At 53.1% G+C, this 23,628-nt stretch carries 14 protein-coding genes, 2 tRNA genes, 2 rRNA genes, 1 pseudogene and 1 riboswitch; of the genes and pseudogenes, 13 read left to right on the forward strand and 6 right to left on the reverse strand.

The features are described 5' to 3' along the window. Positions 1-21 precede the first annotated feature (21 nt). Positions 22-684: a fructose-6-phosphate aldolase gene (gene fsa, locus HV127_RS07670; protein ID WP_112216360.1), complete on the reverse strand. Its 663-nt coding sequence runs from the start codon at positions 682-684 to the stop codon at positions 22-24. Positions 685-889: 205 nt separating this feature from the next. Continuing rightward, positions 890-1,753, reverse strand: a complete 864-nt coding sequence (locus HV127_RS07675; RefSeq protein WP_182235514.1) for an AraC family transcriptional regulator — start codon at positions 1,751-1,753, stop codon at positions 890-892. Between the two features lie 151 nt (positions 1,754-1,904). Between HV127_RS07675 and zinT the strand changes: the two genes are divergently transcribed. Beyond that, positions 1,905-2,552 (forward strand): metal-binding protein ZinT, encoded by a 648-nt coding sequence (gene zinT, locus HV127_RS07680; RefSeq protein WP_182235515.1) that lies wholly within the window; start codon positions 1,905-1,907, stop codon positions 2,550-2,552. 190 nt (positions 2,553-2,742) lie between these two features. On the opposite strand, the gene ppc is transcribed toward zinT, so the two are convergent. Together ppc and argE are read right to left on the reverse strand one after the other, a co-directional pair. Continuing rightward, entirely contained in the window at positions 2,743-5,394 is a 2,652-nt protein-coding gene (gene ppc / locus HV127_RS07685) for a phosphoenolpyruvate carboxylase (protein WP_181484195.1), read from the reverse strand. Positions 5,395-5,650: 256 nt separating this feature from the next. After that, positions 5,651-6,802: an acetylornithine deacetylase gene (gene argE, locus HV127_RS07690; protein ID WP_182235516.1), complete on the reverse strand. Its 1,152-nt coding sequence runs from the start codon at positions 6,800-6,802 to the stop codon at positions 5,651-5,653. Positions 6,803-6,986: 184 nt separating this feature from the next. On the opposite strand from argE, the gene argC reads away from it, so the two are divergent. The 4 genes from argC to oxyR all read left to right on the forward strand — a co-directional run bounded on the left by argC (position 6,987) and on the right by oxyR (position 11,425). Further along, entirely contained in the window at positions 6,987-7,991 is a 1,005-nt protein-coding gene (argC, locus tag HV127_RS07695; protein ID WP_182235517.1) for an N-acetyl-gamma-glutamyl-phosphate reductase, read from the forward strand. A gap of 6 nt (positions 7,992-7,997) precedes the next feature. After that, positions 7,998-8,774 (forward strand): acetylglutamate kinase, encoded by a 777-nt coding sequence (argB, locus tag HV127_RS07700; RefSeq protein WP_110276177.1) that lies wholly within the window; start codon positions 7,998-8,000, stop codon positions 8,772-8,774. Between the two features lie 90 nt (positions 8,775-8,864). Beyond that, complete coding sequence (gene argH / locus HV127_RS07705; protein ID WP_182235518.1) at positions 8,865-10,238, forward strand: argininosuccinate lyase; 1,374 nt, start codon at positions 8,865-8,867, stop codon at positions 10,236-10,238. Between the two features lie 269 nt (positions 10,239-10,507). Beyond that, positions 10,508-11,425: a DNA-binding transcriptional regulator OxyR gene (gene oxyR, locus HV127_RS07710; protein ID WP_112216369.1), complete on the forward strand. Its 918-nt coding sequence runs from the start codon at positions 10,508-10,510 to the stop codon at positions 11,423-11,425. Here the strand turns inward: oxyR and sthA are convergent. Beyond that, positions 11,408-12,808, reverse strand: a complete 1,401-nt coding sequence (sthA, locus tag HV127_RS07715) for a Si-specific NAD(P)(+) transhydrogenase (protein WP_182235519.1) — start codon at positions 12,806-12,808, stop codon at positions 11,408-11,410. The two genes, oxyR and sthA, sit on opposite strands and share 18 nt — an antisense overlap. A 196-nt stretch (positions 12,809-13,004) precedes the next feature. On the opposite strand from sthA, the pseudogene fabR reads away from it, so the two are divergent. Both fabR and HV127_RS07725 read left to right on the forward strand, forming a co-directional pair. Then, positions 13,005-13,639, forward strand: a pseudogene (gene fabR / locus HV127_RS07720) (HTH-type transcriptional repressor FabR). 15 nt (positions 13,640-13,654) lie between these two features. Next, positions 13,655-14,014, forward strand: a complete 360-nt coding sequence (locus HV127_RS07725) for a YijD family membrane protein (RefSeq protein WP_181484189.1) — start codon at positions 13,655-13,657, stop codon at positions 14,012-14,014. 48 nt (positions 14,015-14,062) lie between these two features. Here HV127_RS07725 and trmA read toward each other — a convergent pair whose 3' ends face one another. After that, positions 14,063-15,163 (reverse strand): tRNA (uridine(54)-C5)-methyltransferase TrmA, encoded by a 1,101-nt coding sequence (gene trmA / locus HV127_RS07730; protein WP_182235520.1) that lies wholly within the window; start codon positions 15,161-15,163, stop codon positions 14,063-14,065. Between the two features lie 116 nt (positions 15,164-15,279). Continuing rightward, a riboswitch (cobalamin riboswitch) is annotated at positions 15,280-15,462 on the forward strand. Positions 15,463-15,528: 66 nt separating this feature from the next. Between trmA and btuB the strand changes: the two genes are divergently transcribed. The 6 genes from btuB to HV127_RS07760 all read left to right on the forward strand — a co-directional run bounded on the left by btuB (position 15,529) and on the right by HV127_RS07760 (position 23,576). Then, positions 15,529-17,412, forward strand: coding sequence for a TonB-dependent vitamin B12 receptor BtuB (gene btuB, locus HV127_RS07735; RefSeq protein ID WP_182235521.1), 1,884 nt, complete (start codon positions 15,529-15,531; stop codon positions 17,410-17,412). Further along, a complete protein-coding gene (gene murI / locus HV127_RS07740) occupies positions 17,357-18,208 on the forward strand; it encodes a glutamate racemase (protein ID WP_182235522.1) in 852 nt (283 codons plus the stop codon). The genes btuB and murI overlap by 56 nt, the downstream gene beginning before the upstream one ends. A gap of 381 nt (positions 18,209-18,589) precedes the next feature. Then, positions 18,590-20,129 (forward strand): 16S ribosomal RNA (locus tag HV127_RS07745). A gap of 71 nt (positions 20,130-20,200) precedes the next feature. Then, a tRNA-Ile gene (locus HV127_RS07750) sits at positions 20,201-20,277 on the forward strand. 109 nt (positions 20,278-20,386) lie between these two features. Further along, a tRNA-Ala gene (locus tag HV127_RS07755) sits at positions 20,387-20,462 on the forward strand. Between the two features lie 207 nt (positions 20,463-20,669). After that, positions 20,670-23,576: ribosomal RNA gene (locus tag HV127_RS07760) — 23S ribosomal RNA — on the forward strand. The 16S and 23S rRNA genes sit together here with 2 tRNA genes alongside, the layout of an rRNA operon. Positions 23,577-23,628 lie beyond the last annotated feature (52 nt).

The raw sequence follows: 23,628 nt of genomic DNA on the forward strand, positions 1-23,628 counted from the left end.
CTGGGCGGCTCGCCGATCGGGTTACAGGTTCAGAGTTCCAAAAGCGTTATTCCAGTCCTGCTCAAACTTCTCAATGGCTGACTCTACCGCAGGGGTGCCGAGCATTTGTTGCGCTACATCTAACGGAAGGGTGATAGCTTCGCAACCGGCTAACAGGCAATCCAGCGCCTGACGCGGGGTTTTGAAGCTGGCGGCCAGCACTTTGCTTTCCGGCGCGTGCATTTCCAGTAGGGATTGCAGCTCCTGCACCGTGCGAATGCCGTCACCGCCCTGGGCGTCGACGCGGTTCACGTAAGGGGCAACATATTTGGCGCCCGCCAGCGCGGCCAGCAGGCCCTGAGAGGCGCTGTAGACGGCGGTACCCAGGGTAGTGATACCTTCTTTTTTCAGCAGCTTGATAGCGGCAAGACCTTCAGCGGTGACCGGGATTTTGACCACGATGCCGGGAACGGCGTTACTCAGACGTTTGGCTTCTTCAACCATCCCCTGAGCGTCGCGGCTCATAGTCTGAGCGAACAAAATACCTTCCGGACCGACGGCTTTTTGCAAGCGCGGTAGTACGTCCCAAACCGAGGCTTTGCCAGCGGCGATAATGCTTGGGTTGGTGGTAACGCCAGCCAGCGGGTAGATACGTGCCAGGCGTTCAACTTCGGCTACGTTTGCGGTGTCCAGATAGAGTTCCATAGTACTTTCCTCAATGCTTAATTCGATAGTGTCGTTGAGGTAAGAATACGGCTTTCACATGAAGGGTCGCCAGATGACAAATTTGCCAAATACTGGATAAATGTACGCATTGCTATTAAGGGTGATTTAGATCACGTTTATCCCGTGTTGTAGGGAAATTTAAGCAAAAAAGAGCGTACAAAAGTCAGGCTTAACACACAAAAATCTAGTTTTTTGCAGGCGATGTTTTTTCCGTGAGCTGGCTATGATACTGGCGGCGATACTCTGATGGTGAGCGCTCGGTGTTCTTGCGAAACAGGCGGCAAAAGTAGTTACTGTCGGCAAAACCACAGGCGTGAGCGACATCTTTGACCTTCATATCATGGCCCTTTAGCAGCATTCTGGCCTGCTCCAGACGGATGTGATTCAGGTACTCATTAAAGCCCATTGGTCCGCATTTCTGGAACAGATGCGAAAGGTAGTTTGGTGAGAGATAAAACTCCTGCGCCACCGACTCGCGGGTTAAAGGATCGGCAAAATGGGCATCAATATATTTACGAATGGCCTCGAAAAGCGCCTGGCTGCGTGAGGAGGTTTGTACCTGGCTACCTAGCAGATCGGCGCAGTGGCTGAGCAGGCTGATGACAATACAGCGCGCGGTATGCTGCTCCTGCGGCTGCATTTGCATTTCATTGAGCGCCTGGAGCAGAAAAGATCCCACTCGAGGGCCACGGCGGGGAACTTGCTGTTTATCCAGCACGTTAAGCGCGCTGCCGTCCCAGTTGCGCAGGACGAATTCCAGCTGCTGCTTACCAAATAAGATGGTTAACAGAGTCGAGGGCACCAGCCATTGTGGGTCATTCCACCCGCCAGCAGGAATGTACAACACATCGTGTGGCGTGAGCTGGGCTGGGTCGGCCTTCACCGCTGGATCGCGGACCTGCCCCTCAAGCATGATTTCGAGGCGCGGAAAATCGACGCTCACGGCTTTCTCTGAAGCCGGTCTGCCTTCTGTGGAAAAGCGGACCTTCCCGATGACTGCCGGGCCTTTAATAAAAGAATCAATGGCCTGATTGATGTCGATATTCATTCTTGCTCCGCATAGCGCGCTCTCTTTTCATCATACCTAACAAACCGACAGAGGGAAAAGCCGAGCGGTTTTTCTGCGAAGGGTATTGTAAGATTTAATTGATATGTTATATCGTAACATATTATTGCAACCGTTAACTCAGGAGAGAGTAATGACCAAAAAGATTTCCGCCCTTGCGCTTGGTATCAGCATGTTACTGGCGGGTAGCCAGGCCTTTGCCCACGACCACCATAGCCATGGGCCTGCATTAACTGAGGCGGAGCAAAAGGCGAGTGAAGGTATTTTTGCCGATCAGGATGTAAAAGACAGAGCGCTAAGCGATTGGGATGGTATCTGGCAGTCGGTTAACCCCTATCTGCTGAACGGCGATTTGGATCCTGTGCTCGAACAGAAGGCTAAAAAAGCGGGTAAAAGCGTGGCCGAATATCGGGAATATTATAAGAAGGGCTATGCCACCGATGTGGACCAGATTGGTATCGAAGATAATGTGATGGAGTTTCACGTTGGGAAAACCGTCAATGCCTGCAAATACACCTATTCTGGCTATAAAATTCTGACCTACGCATCCGGTAAGAAAGGCGTGCGCTACCTGTTCGAATGCTCACAGGCGGATTCAAAAGCGCCGAAATTTGTTCAGTTCAGCGACCACACTATCGCGCCGCGTAAGTCTCAACATTTCCACATCTTTATGGGTAATGAGTCGCATGAGGCGCTGCTGAAAGAGATGGATAACTGGCCAACCTATTATCCTTATGCGCTGCATAAAGAGCAGATTGTCGACGAGATGCTGCACCATTAATAAAAATAGCTCCGGTAAACGGAGCTACGAGATTGATGACAAATCTGTTTTAGCTATGGTGCTCGCATTTTTGCCGGGTGGCGGCTAGCGCCTTACCCGGCCTACAAAATCTACGAGTTCACTGCCGTCTGCGGGCTGGTAGCCCGGACAGGCGCAACGCGCCTCCTCCGGGGATACCGCGTCCGGCAAATTAGCCGGTGTTGCGCATACCTGCCGCAACGCCTGCAATGGTTACCATCAGCGCTTGCTCAACGCGAGGATCCGGTTTTTCACCTTTCTCTTCCGCCAGACGTGAACGATGCAGCAGTTCGGCCTGGAGTACGTTCAGCGGGTCAGTATAGATGTTACGCAACTGGATTGACTCGGCGATCCACGGCAGGTCGGCCATCAGGTGAGAATCGTTGGCGATTGCCAGCACCACATCGATATCAGCAGACAGCAGTTCGCGCAGCTCTGTACCTAACTTCCACAGCTCAGGTTTCACCAGGCGCTGATCGTAATATTCTGCCAGCCACAGGTCCGCTTTCGAATAGACCATCTCCAGCATGCCGAGGCGAGTAGAGAAGAACGGCCAGTCGCGACACATGCTTTCCAGCTCGCTCTGCTTGCCGCCTTCGACGACTTTTTGCAGCGCCGCACCAGCACCCAGCCAGGCGGGCAGCATCAGACGGTTTTGCGTCCATGCGAAGATCCACGGGATCGCACGCAGTGACTCAACGCCGCCGGTCGGGCGACGTTTTGCCGGACGCGAGCCCAGCGGCAGTTTGCCCAGTTCCTGCTCCGGTGTTGCGGAGCGGAAGTAAGGAACAAAGTCTTTATTTTCACGTACGTAGCCGCGGTACATCTCGCAGGAGACGTCGGACAGCTCGGCCATGATATCGCGCCATTGCGGTTTTGGCTCCGGCGGCGGCAGCAGGTTGGCTTCCAGAATTGCGCTGGTGTAGAGCGACAGGCTGCTGATGGTGATTTCCGGCAGGCCGTATTTGAAGCGGATCATCTCGCCCTGTTCAGTGACGCGCAGGCCGCCTTTCAGGCTTCCTGGAGGTTGAGAGAGCAGAGCCGCATGAGCCGGAGCGCCGCCACGACCGATAGAACCGCCGCGACCGTGGAACAGCGTCAGCTCAATACCGGCTTTCTCGCAGGTCTTAATTAAGGCGTCCTGCGCCTGATACTGCGCCCAGGATGCGGCCATTACGCCCGCATCTTTTGCCGAGTCAGAGTAGCCAATCATGACCATCTGCTTGCCCTGAATAAAGCCGCGATACCAGTCGATATTCAGCAACTGGGTCATGACGTCGTCGGCGTTGTTCAGGTCATCCAGGGTTTCGAATAGCGGTGCGACCGGCAGCGCGAAGCCGATACCGGCTTCTTTGAGCAACAGATGTACCGCCAGCACGTCAGACGGCGTTTTCGCCATCGAAATCACGTAGGCGGCAATCGAACCGCGCGGCGCTTCGGCGATCACTTTGCAGGTTTCAAGCACTTCGCGAGTTTCTTCGCTCGGCTCCCACTGACGTGGTAGCAGAGGACGTTTGGAATTCAGTTCGCGGATCAGGAAGGCCTGTTTGTCGGCTTCCGACCAGCTTTCATAATCGCCGATGCCGAGATAGCGGGTCATCTCGCCCAGGGCTTCGGTATGACGGGTGCTTTCCTGGCGGATATCGATACGCACCAGCGGTACGCCAAAGGCTTTTACGCGACGCAGAGTATCCAGCAGCTCGCCGTTGGCGATGATGCCCATGCCGCAGGCTTGTAGTGATTGATAGCAGGCGTAAAGCGGTTCCCACAGCTGTTCATTTTGCGTGAGCAGACCTGCTGGTTTCGGGAGTCTCTGCCCTTTCAGGCGCGCTTCCAGCCAGGCCTGTGTTTCCATCAACTGCGTGCGCAGTTTTTTCATCAGGTATCGATAGGGTTCTTGCGCGCCTTCCGCACCCGCCAGTTCGCGCAGCTCGTCGGTACACTCGACCATCGACAGCTCGGAAATCAGCAATTGGATATCTTTCAGGAACAGATCGGTCGCTTTCCAGCGGCTAAGCAGCAGGACGTGGCGGGTAATATCGGCGGTCACGTTTGGGTTACCGTCGCGGTCACCCCCCATCCAGGAGGTAAAGCGAACCGGGACAAAATCGACCGGTAAGCGATAGCTGAGGTTGTCTTCCAACTGTTCGTTCAGCTCGCGCAGGTAGTTCGGCACACCTTCCCACAGGCTATTTTCGACAACAGCAAAGCCCCATTTGGCTTCGTCGACCGGAGAAGGTCGGTGCTTACGGATTTCATCGGTATGCCATGACTGGGCAATCAGCTGGCGCAGACGGCGCATCACCTGGTGACGTTCATAGTCAGCGATATCGTTGTTATCAAGCTGTTTCAGGCAGTTGTTGATTTCACCCATCTTGTGGATCAGGGTACGGCGGGTAATCTCGGTTGGGTGAGCGGTTAAAACCAGCTCCAGAGACAGGGACTCCACCGCTTTTTTAATAATGTCTTCGTTGAGATTGGGTTGGTCTTTGAGCTTTCTCAGGGTACGAGCAATCACTTCCGGATTGCTAGCCGCTTCGCCCTTTGGCGAAATGCTGTGGTATTGCTCAGCGGTATTCGCCAGGTTCAGAAACTGGCTGAAGGCGCGCGCCACTGGCAGCAGCTCGTCGTTGGACAAGTTTTGCAGCGTGGTGAGCAGTTCCTGGCGGTTGGCTTCATTGCCTGCGCGAGAAGATTTGGACAACTTACGGATAGTTTCGACACGATCAAGAATGTTTTCTCCTAGCGCATCCTTGATGGTGTCGCCCAGCACCTTACCGAGCATACTGACATTACTACGCAAAGCGGAATATTGTTCGTTCATGTTACCCCAGACACCCCATCTCATTTTATTTTGTTATATCCGGCGCTCGATAATTTGAGCAGTGGATAAGCAACCGTCTTTTATAAAGCCACGTAAAAACCCCCACGTCAATTGTTGCGAAATCGCTTCAGCAAACGAATAAATAGCGGCAATTTGCGAAATTTAACTCAGAGGTCGCTTGATAAGTGTTGCTTATGAAAGTGTGATAATTGTCACTCTCCCGCCCTGATACAAAAGAGCGGAAGAATGCGTATTTTTAATGCCAGCAAAAATGGTGGACCACCTGAGTGATAAGCTCACGAGTCGGCTTAATAAAGCGCGTTTCCAGGTACTCATCCGGCTGGTGGGCCTGCTTGATGGAGCCAGGGCCTAATACCAGCGTTGGGCAGAGGGTCTGAATAAATGGCGCTTCGGTGCAGTAGTTCACGACTTCGGTTTGCGCGCCGAGCAGCTTTTCGACAACCGCAACCAGTCTATGGTCCGGCGGGCATTCATAGCCGGGGATCGGCGGATGCAGTTCGGAAACGGTCAGACGCCCAGGCCAGCGTTCGCTTACCGGTGCCAGCGCTTCTTCAAGGAGTCCGTTAAGATCGTTGAGCGTCATACCCGGCAGCGGGCGAATATCCATATGCAGTTCGCAGCAGGCGCAAATGCGGTTGGAGGCATCGCCGCCGTGAATCGCTCCGAGGTTAAGTGTGGGATACGGGACGGTAAACGCAGCGTAGTGATAACGCTCTTTTAAGTCGTCGCGCAGCTGCATGATGCGACCAATGGCATCGTGCATCAGCTCAATGGCGTTGACGCCGCGTGCCGGGTCGCTGGAGTGGCCGGATTGCCCCTGGACGCGAACCGCGTTGGACATGTGGCCTTTGTGCGCACGCACCGGCTGCAGTGACGTAGGTTCGCCGATAATGGCGCAATCCGGTCGCAGCTGGGTAGTTTCGGCAAAGTAGCGGGCACCGGCCATGCTGGTTTCTTCATCGGCAGTTGCCAGAATATAGAGCGGTTTTTTCAGCTTAGTCACATCAACATCGCGCAAAGCATCGAGAATAAAAGCGAAGAAGCCTTTCATATCCGCGGTGCCAAGGCCGTAAAGTTTGTTGTCGTGCTCGGTCAGAGTGAAGGGGTCGCGAGTCCAGCGACCATCATCAAACGGGACGGTATCAGTATGCCCGGCTAGCAGCAGGCCGCCAGCACCGTTGCCGGTACTGGCCAGCAGATTGAATTTATTGCGTGTACCCGGCACCAGTTGAACTTCAACGTTAAAGCCAATATCGCGGAACCAGCCTGCCAGTAAATTGATTAAAGACTCATTGCTTTGATCCAGCGCCTCTTCGGTTGCGCTGATGGAAGGTGTGGCGATCAACGCGCGGTAAATCTCGATAAAGGGCGGTAAATTGTTTTTCATTGTTGACACACCTCGGGTCATGATAGTATCAATATTCATGCATTATTTGTGAATAAAAATACATTATCGCTGAGCCTAAGAAAACCTATTTAATGTAGGGATGATGTTCTTACGGCTTAACAGGGTGGGGAAGGCAACGGCCTTCCAGAGCAAATATACGTAAGCAAGAAGGTGAAGAGCCCCAATGTTGAACACGCTGATTGTGGGCGCCAGCGGTTATGCCGGCGCAGAGCTAGTGGCCTATGTAAATCGCCATCCTCATATGACCATAACCGCTTTGACGGTCTCCGCGCAAAGCAATGATGCGGGAAAATTAGTTTCCGATTTGCATCCGCAGCTAAAAGGGATTGTTGACCTGCCGCTGCAGGCAATGTCCGATATTAGCGAGTTTAGCGCTGGGGTCGATATCGTTTTTCTCGCTACCGCCCACGAAGTGAGCCATGACCTGGCGCCGCAGTTTCTCGCGGCGGGTTGCGTGGTGTTCGATCTTTCCGGTGCGTTCCGCGTTAACGATGGCGCTTTCTACGAAAAATATTATGGTTTCACTCACCAGCACCCTGAGCTGCTGGAGCAGGCGGTTTACGGCCTGGCCGAGTGGAGTGTCGATAAGCTGAAAGAGGCGAATTTGATTGCGGTGCCGGGTTGCTACCCGACGGCGGCCCAGCTGTCGTTGAAACCGCTGATCGACGCGGACCTGTTGGATCTTAACCAGTGGCCGGTGATCAATGCGACCAGCGGCGTTAGCGGCGCCGGGCGTAAGGCTTCCATCGGCAACAGCTTCTGTGAAGTCAGCCTGCAGCCCTATGGCGTCTTCAACCACCGCCATCACCCTGAAATATCCACTCATCTGGGTGCGGACGTTATTTTTACCCCGCATCTGGGCAACTTTAAGCGTGGGATTCTGGAAACCATCACCTGCCGCCTGAAGCCTGGCGTGAGCAAAGAGCAGGTGGCGGCGGTGTTCCAGCAGGCCTATGCGAACAAACCGCTGGTGCGTTTATATGATAAGGGCATGCCCGCATTGAAAAATGTCGTGGGTCTGCCATTCTGTGATATCGGTTTTGCGGTCCAGGATGAACATATCATCGTCGTGGCGGCGGAAGATAATCTGCTGAAAGGCGCGGCGGCCCAGGCCGTACAGTGTGCAAATATCCGTTTCGGCTTCGCTGAGACGCAGTCTCTTATTTAAGGTGTGATGATGAATCCTTTAATTATCAAACTCGGCGGCGTCCTGCTGGATAGCGAAGAAGCGTTGGAGCGCCTGTTTACCGCGCTGGTGAATTATCGCGAGACGCATCAGCGTCCGCTGATTATTGTCCACGGCGGCGGCTGCGTGGTGGATGAGCTGATGAAGCAGCTTAATCTGCCAGTGAACAAGAAAAATGGTCTGCGGGTGACCCCAGCGGATCAGATCGACATTATCACCGGTGCGCTGGCGGGGACTGCCAATAAAACGCTGCTGGCGTGGGCGAAAAAACACGGCCTGGCTTCCGTTGGACTATTCCTTGGTGATGGCGACAGCGTTAAGGTGACTCAGCTTGACGCCGCACTGGGCCATGTGGGGCTTGCACAGCCGGGCTCTCCGGCCCTGATTAACACGCTGTTGGCTGGCGGTTACCTGCCGGTCGTCAGCTCTATCGGTGTCACCGATGAAGGCCAACTGATGAACGTCAACGCTGACCAGGCGGCTACCGCACTGGCGGCAACGCTTGGCGCAGACCTGATTCTGCTGTCGGATGTAAGCGGTATTCTTGACGGCAAAGGTCAGCGTATTGCCGAGATGACTGCGGCGAAAGCAGAGCAGCTGATTGAGCAGGGCATTATTACCGACGGGATGATCGTCAAAGTGAATGCGGCTCTGGATGCGGCACGCACGTTAGGTCGCCCGGTGGATATCGCCTCCTGGCGTCATGCTGAACAGCTGCCAGCGCTGTTTAACGGAACATCGATCGGTACACGTATTCTGGCTTAATATTTTATGCCCGGCGGCGCTTTGCTTGCCGGGCCTACAAGACTGTAGGCCGGTTAATCCGGCGGAACTAACGAATAAAGGAAGCATGTTATGGCACTTTGGGGCGGGCGTTTTACTCAGGCAGCGGATCAGCGGTTCAAACAGTTCAACGACTCTTTGCGCTTTGACTATCGCCTGGCGGAGCAGGATATCGTTGGCTCTGTTGCCTGGTCCAAAGCGCTGGTGACGGTTGGCGTATTGACCGCTGATGAACAGCTGCAATTGGAAGAGGCGCTGAATATTCTGCTGGAGGAAGTGCGGGCTAACCCGCAACAGATCCTCGAAAGCGATGCGGAAGATATTCACAGCTGGGTTGAAGGCAAGCTGATCGACAAGGTCGGTCAGTTGGGCAAAAAGCTACACACCGGGCGCAGCCGTAACGACCAGGTCGCGACCGACCTGAAGCTGTGGTGTAAAGATACCGTGGTGGAACTACTGTCGGCGAATCGTCAGCTGCAAAGCGCGCTGGTGGAAACGGCGCAGAACAATCAGGACGCAGTGATGCCGGGTTATACCCACCTGCAGCGCGCGCAGCCGGTGACTTTCGCTCACTGGTGTCTGGCCTACGTCGAAATGCTGGCGCGTGACGAAAGCCGTCTGCAGGATGCGTTGAAGCGTCTGGACGTCAGCCCGCTGGGCTGCGGCGCGTTGGCGGGCACGGCCTATGAAATCGATCGTGAACAGTTGGCTGGCTGGCTGGGCTTTGCTTCAGCCACTCGTAACAGTCTGGATAGCGTCTCTGACCGCGATCATGTCCTGGAACTGTTGTCCGACGCCTCAATCGGTATGGTCCACTTGTCGCGTTTTGCCGAAGACCTGATTTTCTTTAATACCGGCGAAGCGGGATTTGTCGAGCTGTCCGATCGCGTGACTTCTGGCTCATCGTTGATGCCGCAGAAGAAAAACCCGGATGCGCTGGAGCTGATCCGCGGTAAATGTGGCCGCGTACAGGGCGCGCTGACTGGCATGATGATGACCCTGAAAGGTCTGCCGCTGGCATATAACAAAGATATGCAGGAAGACAAAGAAGGGCTGTTCGATGCGCTGGATACCTGGCTGGACTGCCTGCATATGGCGGCGCTGGTACTTGATGGTATTCAGGTGAAACGTCCGCGTTGTGAAGAAGCCGCGCAGCAGGGTTATGCAAACGCGACCGAGCTGGCGGATTATCTGGTCGCCAAAGGCGTACCGTTCCGTGAAGCGCACCATATTGTCGGTGAAGCGGTGGTCGAAGCCATTGCTCAGGGTAAACCGCTGGAAGATTTGTCTCTGGTCGATTTGCAGAAATTCAGCAGCGTGATCGCCGATGACGTCTATCCGATACTGTCGTTGCAATCGTGCCTTGATAAGCGAGCGGCTAAAGGTGGTGTCTCACCGCAGCAGGTTGCTCAGGCTATTGCTGATGCCAAACAGCGTCTGATTTAAACGTCAGCCACGCCGATGTTGAGGCGGTGAGTAAACGAAGCTCGGGTAACCCCCGGGCTTTTTTATGCAAAAAAAAGCGGACACAAGGTCCGCAAAAGTTCACGTTGGCTTTAGTTATCCGGGTAGAGAGAATCTATGAGGCAGCTCAATGATTTTCAGAGGGTTGCCTCGTTTGTGGGTTTATTATTGAACAGAAAACTTGATAGGGATAATCGTTCATTGCTATTCTATATATCGCCATGGACTATCGTGGCAATGGAGGATGAATAATGAATATTCGCGATCTTGAATACCTGGTAGCGCTAGCCGAACATCGCCACTTCCGGCGTGCGGCAGACTCCTGCCACGTTAGCCAACCCACTCTCAGCGGACAAATCCGTAAGCTGGAGGATGAGCTTGGCGTCATGTTGCTGGAGCGCACCAGTCGTAAGGTTCTGTTCACCCAGGCCGGGCTGTTGCTGGTGGACCAGGCGCGTACTGTGTTACGCGAAGTCAAAGTGCTCAAGGAAATGGCAAGCCAACAGGGAGAGTCCATGTCCGGGCCGCTGCATATTGGCCTGATCCCGACAATTGGGCCTTATCTGTTGCCACTGATTATCCCGATGCTGCACCAGACCTTTCCAAAGCTGGAAATGTATCTGCATGAAGCGCAAACCCATCAGCTGCTGGCGCAACTCGACAGCGGTAAGCTCGACTGCGCGATTCTGGCATTGGTCAAAGAGAGCGAAGCCTTTATTGAGGTACCGCTATTTGATGAGCCGATGCTGCTGGCTATCTACGAAGATCACCCATGGGCGAACCGTGACCGTGTGCCGATGTCGGAACTGGCTGGGGAAAAGCTGCTGATGCTGGAAGATGGCCACTGTCTGCGCGATCAGGCGATGGGTTTTTGTTTTGAAGCTGGTGCTGATGAAGATACCCATTTTCGGGCAACCAGTCTCGAAACGCTGCGTAACATGGTTGCTGCCGGTAGCGGTATAACCCTGCTGCCTGCCCTTGCCGTGCCGCAGGAGAGAAAACGCGATGGTGTCGTCTATGTGCCGTGCATTAAGCCGGAACCACGACGTACCGTCGGGCTGGTTTATCGTCCTGGTTCGCCGCTGCGTAGCCGCTATGAACATCTGGCGGAGGCCATCCGCGGTAAGATGGATGGCCATTTCGATACAGCGTTAAAACAGGCGGTTTAAGCCATTCAACGCGGCTACCCGATAGGCTTCTGCCATTGTCGGGTAGTTAAAGGTGGTGTTAACGAAGTACTCAATGGTGTTACCACCACCTTTCTGCTCCATAATCGCCTGGCCGATGTGAATAATTTCGGCCGCGCGCTCGCCAAAGCAATGAATGCCGAGGATCTCTTTCGTCTCGCGATGAAACAGGATCTTTAGCGTCCCAACGCTCATGCCGACAATTTGCGCTCGCGCCAGATGTTTGAACTGCGCACGTCCCACCTCATAAGGCACCTTCATGGACGTGAGCTGCTGTTCGGTTTTGCCGACGGAGCTGATTTCCGGAATGGTGTAAATCCCGGTAGGGATATCTTCAATTAAATGCGCGGAGGCTTCACCTTTGACCAGCGCCTGGGCAGCGATACGCCCCTGATCGTAAGCGGCGGATGCCAGGCTCGGATAGCCAATCACGTCACCCACGGCATAAATATGCGGCAGGGCGGTTTGATACATACTGTTGACCTTCAGTTGACCGCGGCTATCGGTTTGCAGGCCGATGTTTTCCAGCGCCAGCGAGTCGGTATTCCCGGTGCGGCCGTTGGCATACAGCAGGCAGTCCGCTTTCAACTTTTTGCCGGATTTCAGATGCATGATGACGCCGTCGTCAACACCTTCAATTTTCTCGTACTCTTCATTGTGACGAATCACCACGCCGCTGTTCCAGAAGTGATAGGAGAGCGAGTCGGACATTTCTTGGTCGAGAAACGCCAGCAGGCGATCGCGGGTGTTGATCAGATCGACTTTGACTTCCATACCGCGGAAGATCGATGCATATTCGCAGCCGATCACTCCGGCGCCATAGATGATCACATGCCGTGGTTCATGGTGCAGGCTGAGGATCGAGTCGCTGTCATAAACGCGCGGGTGTGAGAAATCGACATCCGTAGGGTGGTAGGGACGTGAACCACAGGCAATGACGAATTTTTCCGCCGTGACCGTTTCAACGGTGCCGTCGTGGCATTCAAGCGCAAGCGTGTGTTCATCGACAAAGTGCGCATTGCCCTGCAGGATTTCACAGTGGTTGCGCTCATAGAAACCCTGACGCATGTGGGTTTGCTGGTTAATGACGCTGTCGGCATGGTTCAGAATGTCGGCGAAGGAAGAACGAAGAAGACGGGAATGGTCGCTGTAGAGAGGGTTCTGGTTAAATTCAATAATACGGCTAACGGCATGGCGGAGGGCTTTCGATGGGATGGTGCCCCAGTGGGTACAACCGCCGCCGACGTTATGGTAGCGCTCAATGACGGCAACGCGTGCTCCCTGTTTCACCAGCCCCATAGCAGCACCTTCTCCGCCAGGGCCTGAACCAATCACAATTGCATCATAATCCCAAGAGTGTGACATGGCATTACTCACCTGTTTTATACATAAAATAAACACGATGATAACATTCGGTGGGCTTTAACCCAATTATCGTTGTGCTTTTTTGCGTCATAAAAGCAGAAACAGCTCGTAAACAATCATTCACAATCCAGTGTAAACCGATTAGTTCTAATCTCTGGTATAGTGCCGACAGGGCCTTTGGAAGGATTCAGACAACGTGATGGGCGTAAGAGCGCAACAAAAAGAAAAAACCCGGCGTTCGCTGGTGGAAGCCGCATTTAGCCAGCTAAGTGCTGAACGGAGTTTTGCCAGCTTGAGCCTGCGTGAAGTTGCGCGGGAAGCGGGGATTGCCCCGACGTCCTTCTATCGACATTTTCGTGACGTCGATGAACTCGGTCTGACGATGGTAGATGAAAGCGGGCTTATGCTACGCCAGCTGATGCGCCAGGCGCGACAGCGTATTGCTAAAGGCGGCAGTGTGATTCGCACTTCTGTTTCTACCTTTATGGAGTTCATCGGCAATAACCCAAATGCCTTCCGTCTGCTGTTGCGTGAGCGCTCCGGTACGTCCGCCGCGTTTCGTGCCGCAGTCGCCCGCGAAATTCAGCATTTTATCGCGGAACTTGCTGACTATTTAGAAATCGAAAACCACATGCCGCGCGCCTTTACTGAAGCGCAGGCTGAAGCTATGGTCACCATCGTATTTAGTGCTGGCGCCGAGGCTCTGGATGTAAGCCCGGAATTGCGTCGACAGCTTGAAGAGCGACTGGTACTCCAGCTCAGAATGATCTCGAAAGGCGCGTATTATTGGTATCGCCGTGAACAAGAAAAAAATCAAATCATTCCGAATAACGTGAAGGACGAGCAATGAAACACTCAGTTCAAGATAAAGGTACGCTGCTGCTGGCGCTGATCGCAGGGTTATCCATTAATGGAACCTTCGCTGCGCTGTTCAGCTCAGTAGTCTCATTTTCTGTTTTCCCGATTTTATCGTTAGTGCTGACGGTTTACTGTCTGCATCAGCGCTATCAAAACCGCAGTATGCCCGTGGGTTTACCGGGGCTGGCCGCCGCGTGCTTCATTCTTGGCGTGCTGCTTTATAGCACCGTAGTGCGTGCGGAATATCCGGACATCGGTTCTAACTTCTTCCCGGCCGTACTGTCGGTGATTATGGTGTTCTGGATCGGCTACAAGGTGCGTAACCGTAAGAGCGCGGTTGCGGAGTAATTCTGCTGAATTTTCCCGGCAACCATGATGTTGCCGGGTTACTGACATCTACTTCTTCGTTAACAGTACGCCGCATTCCATATGATGGGTATATGGGAACTGATCGAACAGCGCCAGGCGCGTGACTTCGTGCGTCTCGTTGAGCGTTTCCAGGTTCTTGCATAAGGTTTCTGGATTGCAGGAGATATACAGGATCCGCGGATAGGCCTGCACCATTTTCTCCGTTTCACTATCCAGCCCGCTGCGCGGTGGATCGACAAAAATCGTCTCACACTGATAGCTTTTCAGATCAATACCTTGCAGACGGTTAAACTCCCGCACGCCGTTCATCGCCTGGGTGAACTCTTCTGCCGCCATACGGATAATCTGCACGTTATCAATATGGTTAGCCGCAATGTTGTATTGCGCCGCCGCCACGGACGGTTTGGCAATCTCCGTTGCCAGCACGCGTTCGAAATTCCGCGCCAGCGCCAGGGAAAAGTTGCCGTTACCGCAGTACAGCTCAAGCAAATCACCGGTTGCGCCTTTAGTTGATTCGACCGCCCATTCCAGCATCTGAATGTTCATCGCCGCGTTTGGTTGGGTGAAGCTATTCTCAACCTGGCGGTAGACCATTTCACGCCCACCGACCGGCAGACGCTCATCTATATAGTCCTGATCCAGCTCGATTTTGGTCTTAGTCGCGCGGCCAATCAGATGCACGTTCAGATTTTGCGCGCGTAGCGCATCGCGGAAGATTTCTGCTTGCTGACGCCACTCGTCGTCGAGCTTTTTATGGTACAGCAGCGACACGATGGCCTGATTGCTCATCGTGGTCAGATAATCGACCTGAAACAGCTTATGGCGTAGCACCGGATTGTCGCGCACGCCCTCAATTACGGCGGCCATCAGCTGATTAATCAGTTCGCTGGCCGCCGGGAAGGTATCGACGCGAATACGGGATTTGGTCTGCTGATCAAACATGATGTGGTACAGGTCATCGCCATCGTGCCAGATGCGGAATTCTGCGCGCATACGATAGTGGCTGACCGGTGAACGAAACACTTCCGGAACCGGGGCGGCAAAAGGGGCCATCATTTTCTGCAAACGGACGACTTTTTCTGCCAGCTGTGCTTCATATTGTTCGGTAGGAAGGTGTTCGGGGGTCATGATGCATCCTGAATAAAATAAGTACGCGGGGATTGTAGGGAAAGTGTCGGGGATGTCCAGCCCTGATGATATTCAGAAATATAACGATAGAAGTCTGGACATCTATATGTTTCTAATTATAGCATCATGTTACCGGTCCTATGTGTTAATAGGGAATCCAGTGTAAATCTGGAGCTGACGCGCAGCGGTAAGGAACAGTGGGATGAGCGCATTATGCAGACACTGCGGTGGTTTAGCGGGAAGTCTTCATCCATAACACACCCCAAGCCCGAAGACCTGCCGGAACACGTCGCATTTGGTTTCTATCATCGCGTACTACTGATAGTAGCCGGCGGCATCCTTTGTATATTACGGATGCTTTTAAAATGATTAAAAAGGCTTCGCTGATGACGGCCCTCTCCGTCACGGCATTTTCCGCTTGGGCGCAAGACAGCAATTCAGATACGTTAGTGGTGACGGCAAACCGTTTTCAACAGCCGGTCAATACGGTCCTTGCGCCAACGGATGTTGTTACGCGGGAAGATATTCAGCGCTGGCAGTCAAAAGATCTTAATGATGTGATGCGTCGCCTGCCGGGGGTGGATATTTCGCAGACCGGCGGGATGGGGAGCAGTTCTTCTCTCTACGTTCGCGGTACGGAAGCACGTCATGTGCTGGTGCTGATTGATGGGATCCCAATGGCGCGGGCAGGTATTGGTAACGCCATTGACATTAGCCAGATTCCGGTATCCCTGGTGCAGCGTGTTGAGTATATCCGCGGGCCGCGTTCTGCTGTTTACGGTTCGGGGGCGATTGGTGGTGTGGTCAACATCATTACCATGAGTGACGATGAACACGCGCAGATCAATGCCGGGATGGGGTCGAATGGCTACCAGACTTATGATGGAGCGGTAAATAAACGTTTTGGCGACACGATGGTGACGGCGGCAGGCGCCTATCAGACGGCCAAGGGCTTCAACGTCAAACCAGATTCCCCTTACAGCGGCGACAGCGACCGTGATGGTTATCGCAACAAACTGTTCTGGGGTGCCGTACAGCACAAGTTTGACGAGAGTTTCTCGGGTTTCTTCCGTGGTTATGGATACACGGCTAACAACGATTACGATCAGGATACGATGTATGGTTCTCCTGCTGGTAACGACGAGAGTCAGAACTATAACCAATCCTGGGACACTGGACTGCGTTATAACTCGGGCATCTATTCCTCTCAGCTAATTGCGAACTATCAGCACCTTAAAAATTATAACTACAGTAGCAACCTTGGCCGCTATGCGGGTGATGCTACGCTGGATGACATGGAACAGCGTTATATTCAGTGGGGTAACAACTTTGAAGTAGGACATGGTTCAGTAAGCGGTGGTGTTGACTGGAAACAGGAAAAGCTGACTTCCAGCAGTACGACGAAATCTGATATCTACAAACGCGACACCACAGGGCTTTATTTGACCGGGCAGCAACAGATCAATACCGTCACGCTGGAAGCCTCGGGTCGTGAAGATCACGATGAGCAGTTCGGCTGGCACGGCACGTGGCAAACTGCGGCGGGCTGGGAATTTGTTGATGGTTATCGCGCAACGCTTTCTTATGGTACTAGCTTCCTGGCGCCATCTTTAGGGCAGCAATTCGGCGCGACGCGTTATGCATCGCAATATTATTCAGGTATTGCAGCAAACCCGGATCTAAAACCGGAAGAGTCTAAACAGTGGGAAGCGGGAATTGATGGGATTACGGGGCCACTGGATTGGAAAATCTCAGCATACCACTATGAAATTCAAAACCTGATTGATTATAAAAGCACGAACAACGTCAACCAGTATATCAATGTGAAGTCGGCCACCATTAAAGGTCTGGAGTGGACAGGGAACATCACGACTGGCCCGGTAGAGCATCACCTGACGCTGCAATATACTGATCCTCGTGACGATGAAACCAACCAGGTTCTTGCTCGCCGAGCGAAACAGCAGGTGAAGTATGAAGTCACCGGGCAGGTTTATGACCTCGGCTGGAATATCGCTTACCAATATCTGGGTCAGCGCTATGACAACGACTATGATGAGACAACAGGCTCCTCTAGTCGCGTTAAACTGGGTGGCGTAAGCCTATGGGATGTCGGATTGTCATATCCTGTCACCTCACACCTGGCAGTTCGTGGTAAAATAGCCAACCTGTTCGATAAAGATTACGAGACAGCATATGGCTACTCAACTGCAGGACGGGAATACACCTTGTCTGGCAGCTACACCTTCTAAACCACGTCCCACCGTGCTGGTGTTTGATTCCGGCGTCGGTGGGTTGTCGGTATATAATGAGATTCGGCATCTCCTGCCGGAACTCCATTACATCTACGCTTTCGATAACGTCGCTTTTCCATACGGTGAGAAAAGCGAAGAGTTTATTGTTGAACGAGTCCTTGAGATCGTGACCGCTGTTCAGCAGCATTACCCGCTGGCGCTGGCTGTTATTGCCTGTAATACCGCAAGTACCGTTTCCCTCCCCGCACTGCGCGATAAATTCGCATTTCCCGTCGTTGGTGTTGTCCCGGCAATAAAACCGGCAGCACGCTTGACGGCGAATGGTATTGTGGGTCTGCTGGCAACGCGCGGGACAGTAAAGCGTCCTTATACACGCGAACTTATTGCCCGTTTTGCTAATGAGTGTCGGATCGAGATGCTGGGGTCGGCGGAGCTGGTGGAACTGGCGGAAGCTAAACTGCATGGTGAGCCAGTCCCGCTGGATGAGCTGCGTCGTATCCTGCGGCCCTGGCTGAGGATGCAGGAACCTCCAGATACTGTTGTGCTGGGCTGTACGCACTTCCCTCTATTACATGACGAGTTGCAACAAGTTCTGCCTGAGGGGACGAGAATGATCGACTCCGGTGCGGCCATTGCGCGTCGAACGGCCTGGCTACTGGAGCATGAAGCGCCGGATGCAAAATCTAGTGATGCGAATATTGCGTACTGCATGGCGTTGACGGCAGAAACTGAACAACTTTTACCCGTTCTGCGGCGCTATGGCTTCGAATCGCTGGAAAAACTGCCGCTCTAAGGGTGTTTTGCGCAAAAAAGAGACGGTTGAAAGATTTTTTGAAAACAGGGCTTGTCAACTTCTCAGAACTCCCTATAATGCGCCACCACTGACACGGAACAACGGCTTACAGGCCGCCGGGTTAGCGGGGTTCAGCGATGAACACCGGCAGAGAAAAGCGAAATTAAACGCTTGACTCTGAATGAGGAAAACGTATTATACGGGACCTCGCAACGGTGAGCGAAAGCCGCGTTGCACTGCTCTTTAACAATTTATCAGACAATCTGTGTGGGCACTCAAAGTGACATGGATTCTTAACGTCGCAAGACGAAAAATGAATACCAAGTCTCTGAGTGAACATACGTAATTCATTACGAAGTTTAATTCACGAGCATCAAACTTAAATTGAAGAGTTTGATCATGGCTCAGATTGAACGCTGGCGGCAGGCCTAACACATGCAAGTCGAGCGGTAGCACAGAGAGCTTGCTCTCGGGTGACGAGCGGCGGACGGGTGAGTAATGTCTGGGAAACTGCCTGATGGAGGGGGATAACTACTGGAAACGGTAGCTAATACCGCATAACGTCGCAAGACCAAAGTGGGGGACCTTCGGGCCTCATGCCATCAGATGTGCCCAGATGGGATTAGCTTGTTGGTGAGGTAATGGCTCACCAAGGCGACGATCCCTAGCTGGTCTGAGAGGATGACCAGCCACACTGGAACTGAGACACGGTCCAGACTCCTACGGGAGGCAGCAGTGGGGAATATTGCACAATGGGCGCAAGCCTGATGCAGCCATGCCGCGTGTATGAAGAAGGCCTTCGGGTTGTAAAGTACTTTCAGCGAGGAGGAAGGCATTGTGGTTAATAACCGCAGTGATTGACGTTACTCGCAGAAGAAGCACCGGCTAACTCCGTGCCAGCAGCCGCGGTAATACGGAGGGTGCAAGCGTTAATCGGAATTACTGGGCGTAAAGCGCACGCAGGCGGTCTGTCAAGTCGGATGTGAAATCCCCGGGCTCAACCTGGGAACTGCATTCGAAACTGGCAGGCTAGAGTCTTGTAGAGGGGGGTAGAATTCCAGGTGTAGCGGTGAAATGCGTAGAGATCTGGAGGAATACCGGTGGCGAAGGCGGCCCCCTGGACAAAGACTGACGCTCAGGTGCGAAAGCGTGGGGAGCAAACAGGATTAGATACCCTGGTAGTCCACGCTGTAAACGATGTCGACTTGGAGGTTGTTCCCTTGAGGAGTGGCTTCCGGAGCTAACGCGTTAAGTCGACCGCCTGGGGAGTACGGCCGCAAGGTTAAAACTCAAATGAATTGACGGGGGCCCGCACAAGCGGTGGAGCATGTGGTTTAATTCGATGCAACGCGAAGAACCTTACCTACTCTTGACATCCAGAGAACTTAGCAGAGATGCTTTGGTGCCTTCGGGAACTCTGAGACAGGTGCTGCATGGCTGTCGTCAGCTCGTGTTGTGAAATGTTGGGTTAAGTCCCGCAACGAGCGCAACCCTTATCCTTTGTTGCCAGCGGTCCGGCCGGGAACTCAAAGGAGACTGCCAGTGATAAACTGGAGGAAGGTGGGGATGACGTCAAGTCATCATGGCCCTTACGAGTAGGGCTACACACGTGCTACAATGGCATATACAAAGAGAAGCGACCTCGCGAGAGCAAGCGGACCTCATAAAGTATGTCGTAGTCCGGATCGGAGTCTGCAACTCGACTCCGTGAAGTCGGAATCGCTAGTAATCGTGGATCAGAATGCCACGGTGAATACGTTCCCGGGCCTTGTACACACCGCCCGTCACACCATGGGAGTGGGTTGCAAAAGAAGTAGGTAGCTTAACCTTCGGGAGGGCGCTTACCACTTTGTGATTCATGACTGGGGTGAAGTCGTAACAAGGTAACCGTAGGGGAACCTGCGGTTGGATCACCTCCTTACCTTAAAGAACCTGCCTTTGTAGTGTCCACACAGATTGTCTGATGAAAAATTAGCAGTAAAAAATCTCTGCAGGCTTGTAGCTCAGGTGGTTAGAGCGCACCCCTGATAAGGGTGAGGTCGGTGGTTCAAGTCCACTCAGGCCTACCAAATTTGCCCTGATACTGTGTTGTGAAACGACTCGCATACGTCAGTATGCTTCGTCATTCCACGCCTTGTCTCAGGACAAATTATCGGTACAGAGATAAGTTTTTACGATGGGGTTATAGCTCAGCTGGGAGAGCGCCTGCCTTGCACGCAGGAGGTCTGCGGTTCGATCCCGCATAGCTCCACCATCCTTTTACTGCAAAAAACAAGAAAACTTCAGAGTGTACCTGAAAAGGTGCACTGCGAAGTTTTGCTCTTTAAAAATCTGGATCAAGCTGAAAATTGAAACGACACGCTGCGTCTGTTCTCCGTAATAAGAACAGCATGACGGTGTGTTCGAGTCTCTCAAATTTTCGCAATCATGAAGTGTTTTACGAAACATCTTCGGGTTGTGAGGTTAAGCGACTAAGCGTACACGGTGGATGCCCTGGCAGTCAGAGGCGATGAAGGACGTGCTAATCTGCGATAAGCGTCGGTAAGGTGATATGAACCGTTATAACCGACGATTTCCGAATGGGGAAACCCAGTGTGTTTCGACACACTATCGTTAAGTGAATACATAGCTTAACGAAGCGAACCGGGGGAACTGAAACATCTAAGTACCCCGAGGAAAAGAAATCAACCGAGATTCCCCCAGTAGCGGCGAGCGAACGGGGAGGAGCCCAGAGTCTGAATCAGTTTGTGTGTTAGTGGAAGCGTCTGGAAAGTCGCAGGGTACAGGGTGATACTCCCGTACACAAAAACACACAGGCTGTGAACTCGAAGAGTAGGGCGGGACACGTGGTATCCTGTCTGAATATGGGGGGACCATCCTCCAAGGCTAAATACTCCTGACTGACCGATAGTGAACCAGTACCGTGAGGGAAAGGCGAAAAGAACCCCGGCGAGGGGAGTGAAACAGAACCTGAAACCGTGTACGTACAAGCAGTAGGAGCCCACTTGTTGGGTGACTGCGTACCTTTTGTATAATGGGTCAGCGACTTATATTCTGTAGCAAGGTTAACCGTATAGGGGAGCCGCAGGGAAACCGAGTCTTAACTGGGCGTTAAGTTGCAGGGTATAGACCCGAAACCCGGTGATCTAGCCATGGGCAGGTTGAAGGTTGGGTAACACTAACTGGAGGACCGAACCGACTAATGTTGAAAAATTAGCGGATGACTTGTGGCTGGGGGTGAAAGGCCAATCAAACCGGGAGATAGCTGGTTCTCCCCGAAAGCTATTTAGGTAGCGCCTCGTGAACTCATCTTCGGGGGTAGAGCACTGTTTCGGCTAGGGGGTCATCCCGACTTACCAACCCGATGCAAACTACGAATACCGAAGAATGTTATCACGGGAGACACACGGCGGGTGCTAACGTCCGTCGTGAAGAGGGAAACAACCCAGACCGCCAGCTAAGGTCCCAAAGTCATGGTTAAGTGGGAAACGATGTGGGAAGGCACAGACAGCCAGGATGTTGGCTTAGAAGCAGCCATCATTTAAAGAAAGCGTAATAGCTCACTGGTCGAGTCGGCCTGCGCGGAAGATGTAACGGGGCTAAACCATGCACCGAAGCTGCGGCAGCGACACTATGTGTTGTTGGGTAGGGGAGCGTTCTGTAAGCCGTTGAAGGTGGCCTGTGAGGGCTGCTGGAGGTATCAGAAGTGCGAATGCTGACATAAGTAACGATAAAGCGGGTGAAAAGCCCGCTCGCCGGAAGACCAAGGGTTCCTGTCCAACGTTAATCGGGGCAGGGTGAGTCGACCCCTAAGGCGAGGCCGAAAGGCGTAGTCGATGGGAAACAGGTTAATATTCCTGTACTCGGTGTTACTGCGAAGGGGGGACGGAGAAGGCTATGTTAGCCGGGCGACGGTTGTCCCGGTTTAAGCATGTAGGCGGATGTTCCAGGTAAATCCGGAACGTCATTCAACGCTGAGGTGTGATGACGAGGCACTACGGTGCTGAAGTAACAAATGCCCTGCTTCCAGGAAAAGCCTCTAAGCATCAGGTAACATCAAATCGTACCCCAAACCGACACAGGTGGTCAGGTAGAGAATACCAAGGCGCTTGAGAGAACTCGGGTGAAGGAACTAGGCAAAATGGTGCCGTAACTTCGGGAGAAGGCACGCTGATGGTAGGTGAAGTGACTTGCTCATGGAGCTGAAATCAGTCGAAGATACCAGCTGGCTGCAACTGTTTATTAAAAACACAGCACTGTGCAAACACGAAAGTGGACGTATACGGTGTGACGCCTGCCCGGTGCCGGAAGGTTAATTGATGGGGTTATCCGTAAGGAGAAGCTCTTGATCGAAGCCCCGGTAAACGGCGGCCGTAACTATAACGGTCCTAAGGTAGCGAAATTCCTTGTCGGGTAAGTTCCGACCTGCACGAATGGCGTAATGATGGCCAGGCTGTCTCCACCCGAGACTCAGTGAAATTGAACTCGCTGTGAAGATGCAGTGTACCCGCGGCAAGACGGAAAGACCCCGTGAACCTTTACTATAGCTTGACACTGAACACTGGTCCTTGATGTGTAGGATAGGTGGGAGGCTTTGAAGTGTGGACGCCAGTCTGCATGGAGCCATCCTTGAAATACCACCCTTTAATGGCTGGTGTTCTAACGTGGACCCGTAATCCGGGTTGCGGACAGTGTCTGGTGGGTAGTTTGACTGGGGCGGTCTCCTCCTAAAGAGTAACGGAGGAGCACGAAGGTTAGCTAATCCTGGTCGGACATCAGGAGGTTAGTGCAATGGCATAAGCTAGCTTGACTGCGAGCGTGACGGCGCGAGCAGGTGCGAAAGCAGGTCATAGTGATCCGGTGGTTCTGAATGGAAGGGCCATCGCTCAACGGATAAAAGGTACTCCGGGGATAACAGGCTGATACCGCCCAAGAGTTCATATCGACGGCGGTGTTTGGCACCTCGATGTCGGCTCATCACATCCTGGGGCTGAAGTAGGTCCCAAGGGTATGGCTGTTCGCCATTTAAAGTGGTACGCGAGCTGGGTTTAGAACGTCGTGAGACAGTTCGGTCCCTATCTGCCGTGGGCGCTGGAGAATTGAGGGGGGCTGCTCCTAGTACGAGAGGACCGGAGTGGACGCATCACTGGTGTTCGGGTTGTCATGCCAATGGCATTGCCCGGTAGCTAAATGCGGAAGAGATAAGTGCTGAAAGCATCTAAGCACGAAACTTGCCCCGAGATGAGTTCTCCCTGACTCCTTGAGAGTCCTGAAGGAACGTTGAAGACGACGACGTTGATAGGCCGGGTGTGTAAGCGTAGCGATACGTTGAGCTAACCGGTACTAATGAACCGTGAGGCTTAACCTTACAACGCCGAAGATGTTTTGGCGGAATTGAGAGAGATTCAGCTTGATACAGA

This window comes from Klebsiella sp. RHBSTW-00215 (assembly GCF_014103785.1).
In the GTDB taxonomy this organism is placed as follows: Bacteria; Pseudomonadota; Gammaproteobacteria; order Enterobacterales; family Enterobacteriaceae; genus Klebsiella.

Coding starts and splice junctions, on each gene's coding strand:
- murI (WP_182235522.1), top strand. CDS start 17,357: ATGGCTACTCAACTGCAGGACGGGAATACACCTTGTCTGGCAGCTACA.
- argH (WP_182235518.1), top strand. CDS start 8,865: ATGGCACTTTGGGGCGGGCGTTTTACTCAGGCAGCGGATCAGCGGTTC.
- argC (WP_182235517.1), top strand. CDS start 6,987: ATGTTGAACACGCTGATTGTGGGCGCCAGCGGTTATGCCGGCGCAGAG.
- zinT (WP_182235515.1), top strand. CDS start 1,905: ATGACCAAAAAGATTTCCGCCCTTGCGCTTGGTATCAGCATGTTACTG.
- HV127_RS07675 (WP_182235514.1), bottom strand. CDS start 1,753: ATGAATATCGACATCAATCAGGCCATTGATTCTTTTATTAAAGGCCCG.
- oxyR (WP_112216369.1), top strand. CDS start 10,508: ATGAATATTCGCGATCTTGAATACCTGGTAGCGCTAGCCGAACATCGC.
- argE (WP_182235516.1), bottom strand. CDS start 6,802: ATGAAAAACAATTTACCGCCCTTTATCGAGATTTACCGCGCGTTGATC.
- trmA (WP_182235520.1), bottom strand. CDS start 15,163: ATGACCCCCGAACACCTTCCTACCGAACAATATGAAGCACAGCTGGCA.
- fsa (WP_112216360.1), bottom strand. CDS start 684: ATGGAACTCTATCTGGACACCGCAAACGTAGCCGAAGTTGAACGCCTG.
- HV127_RS07725 (WP_181484189.1), top strand. CDS start 13,655: ATGAAACACTCAGTTCAAGATAAAGGTACGCTGCTGCTGGCGCTGATC.
- sthA (WP_182235519.1), bottom strand. CDS start 12,808: ATGTCACACTCTTGGGATTATGATGCAATTGTGATTGGTTCAGGCCCT.
- btuB (WP_182235521.1), top strand. CDS start 15,529: ATGATTAAAAAGGCTTCGCTGATGACGGCCCTCTCCGTCACGGCATTT.
- argB (WP_110276177.1), top strand. CDS start 7,998: ATGATGAATCCTTTAATTATCAAACTCGGCGGCGTCCTGCTGGATAGC.
- ppc (WP_181484195.1), bottom strand. CDS start 5,394: ATGAACGAACAATATTCCGCTTTGCGTAGTAATGTCAGTATGCTCGGT.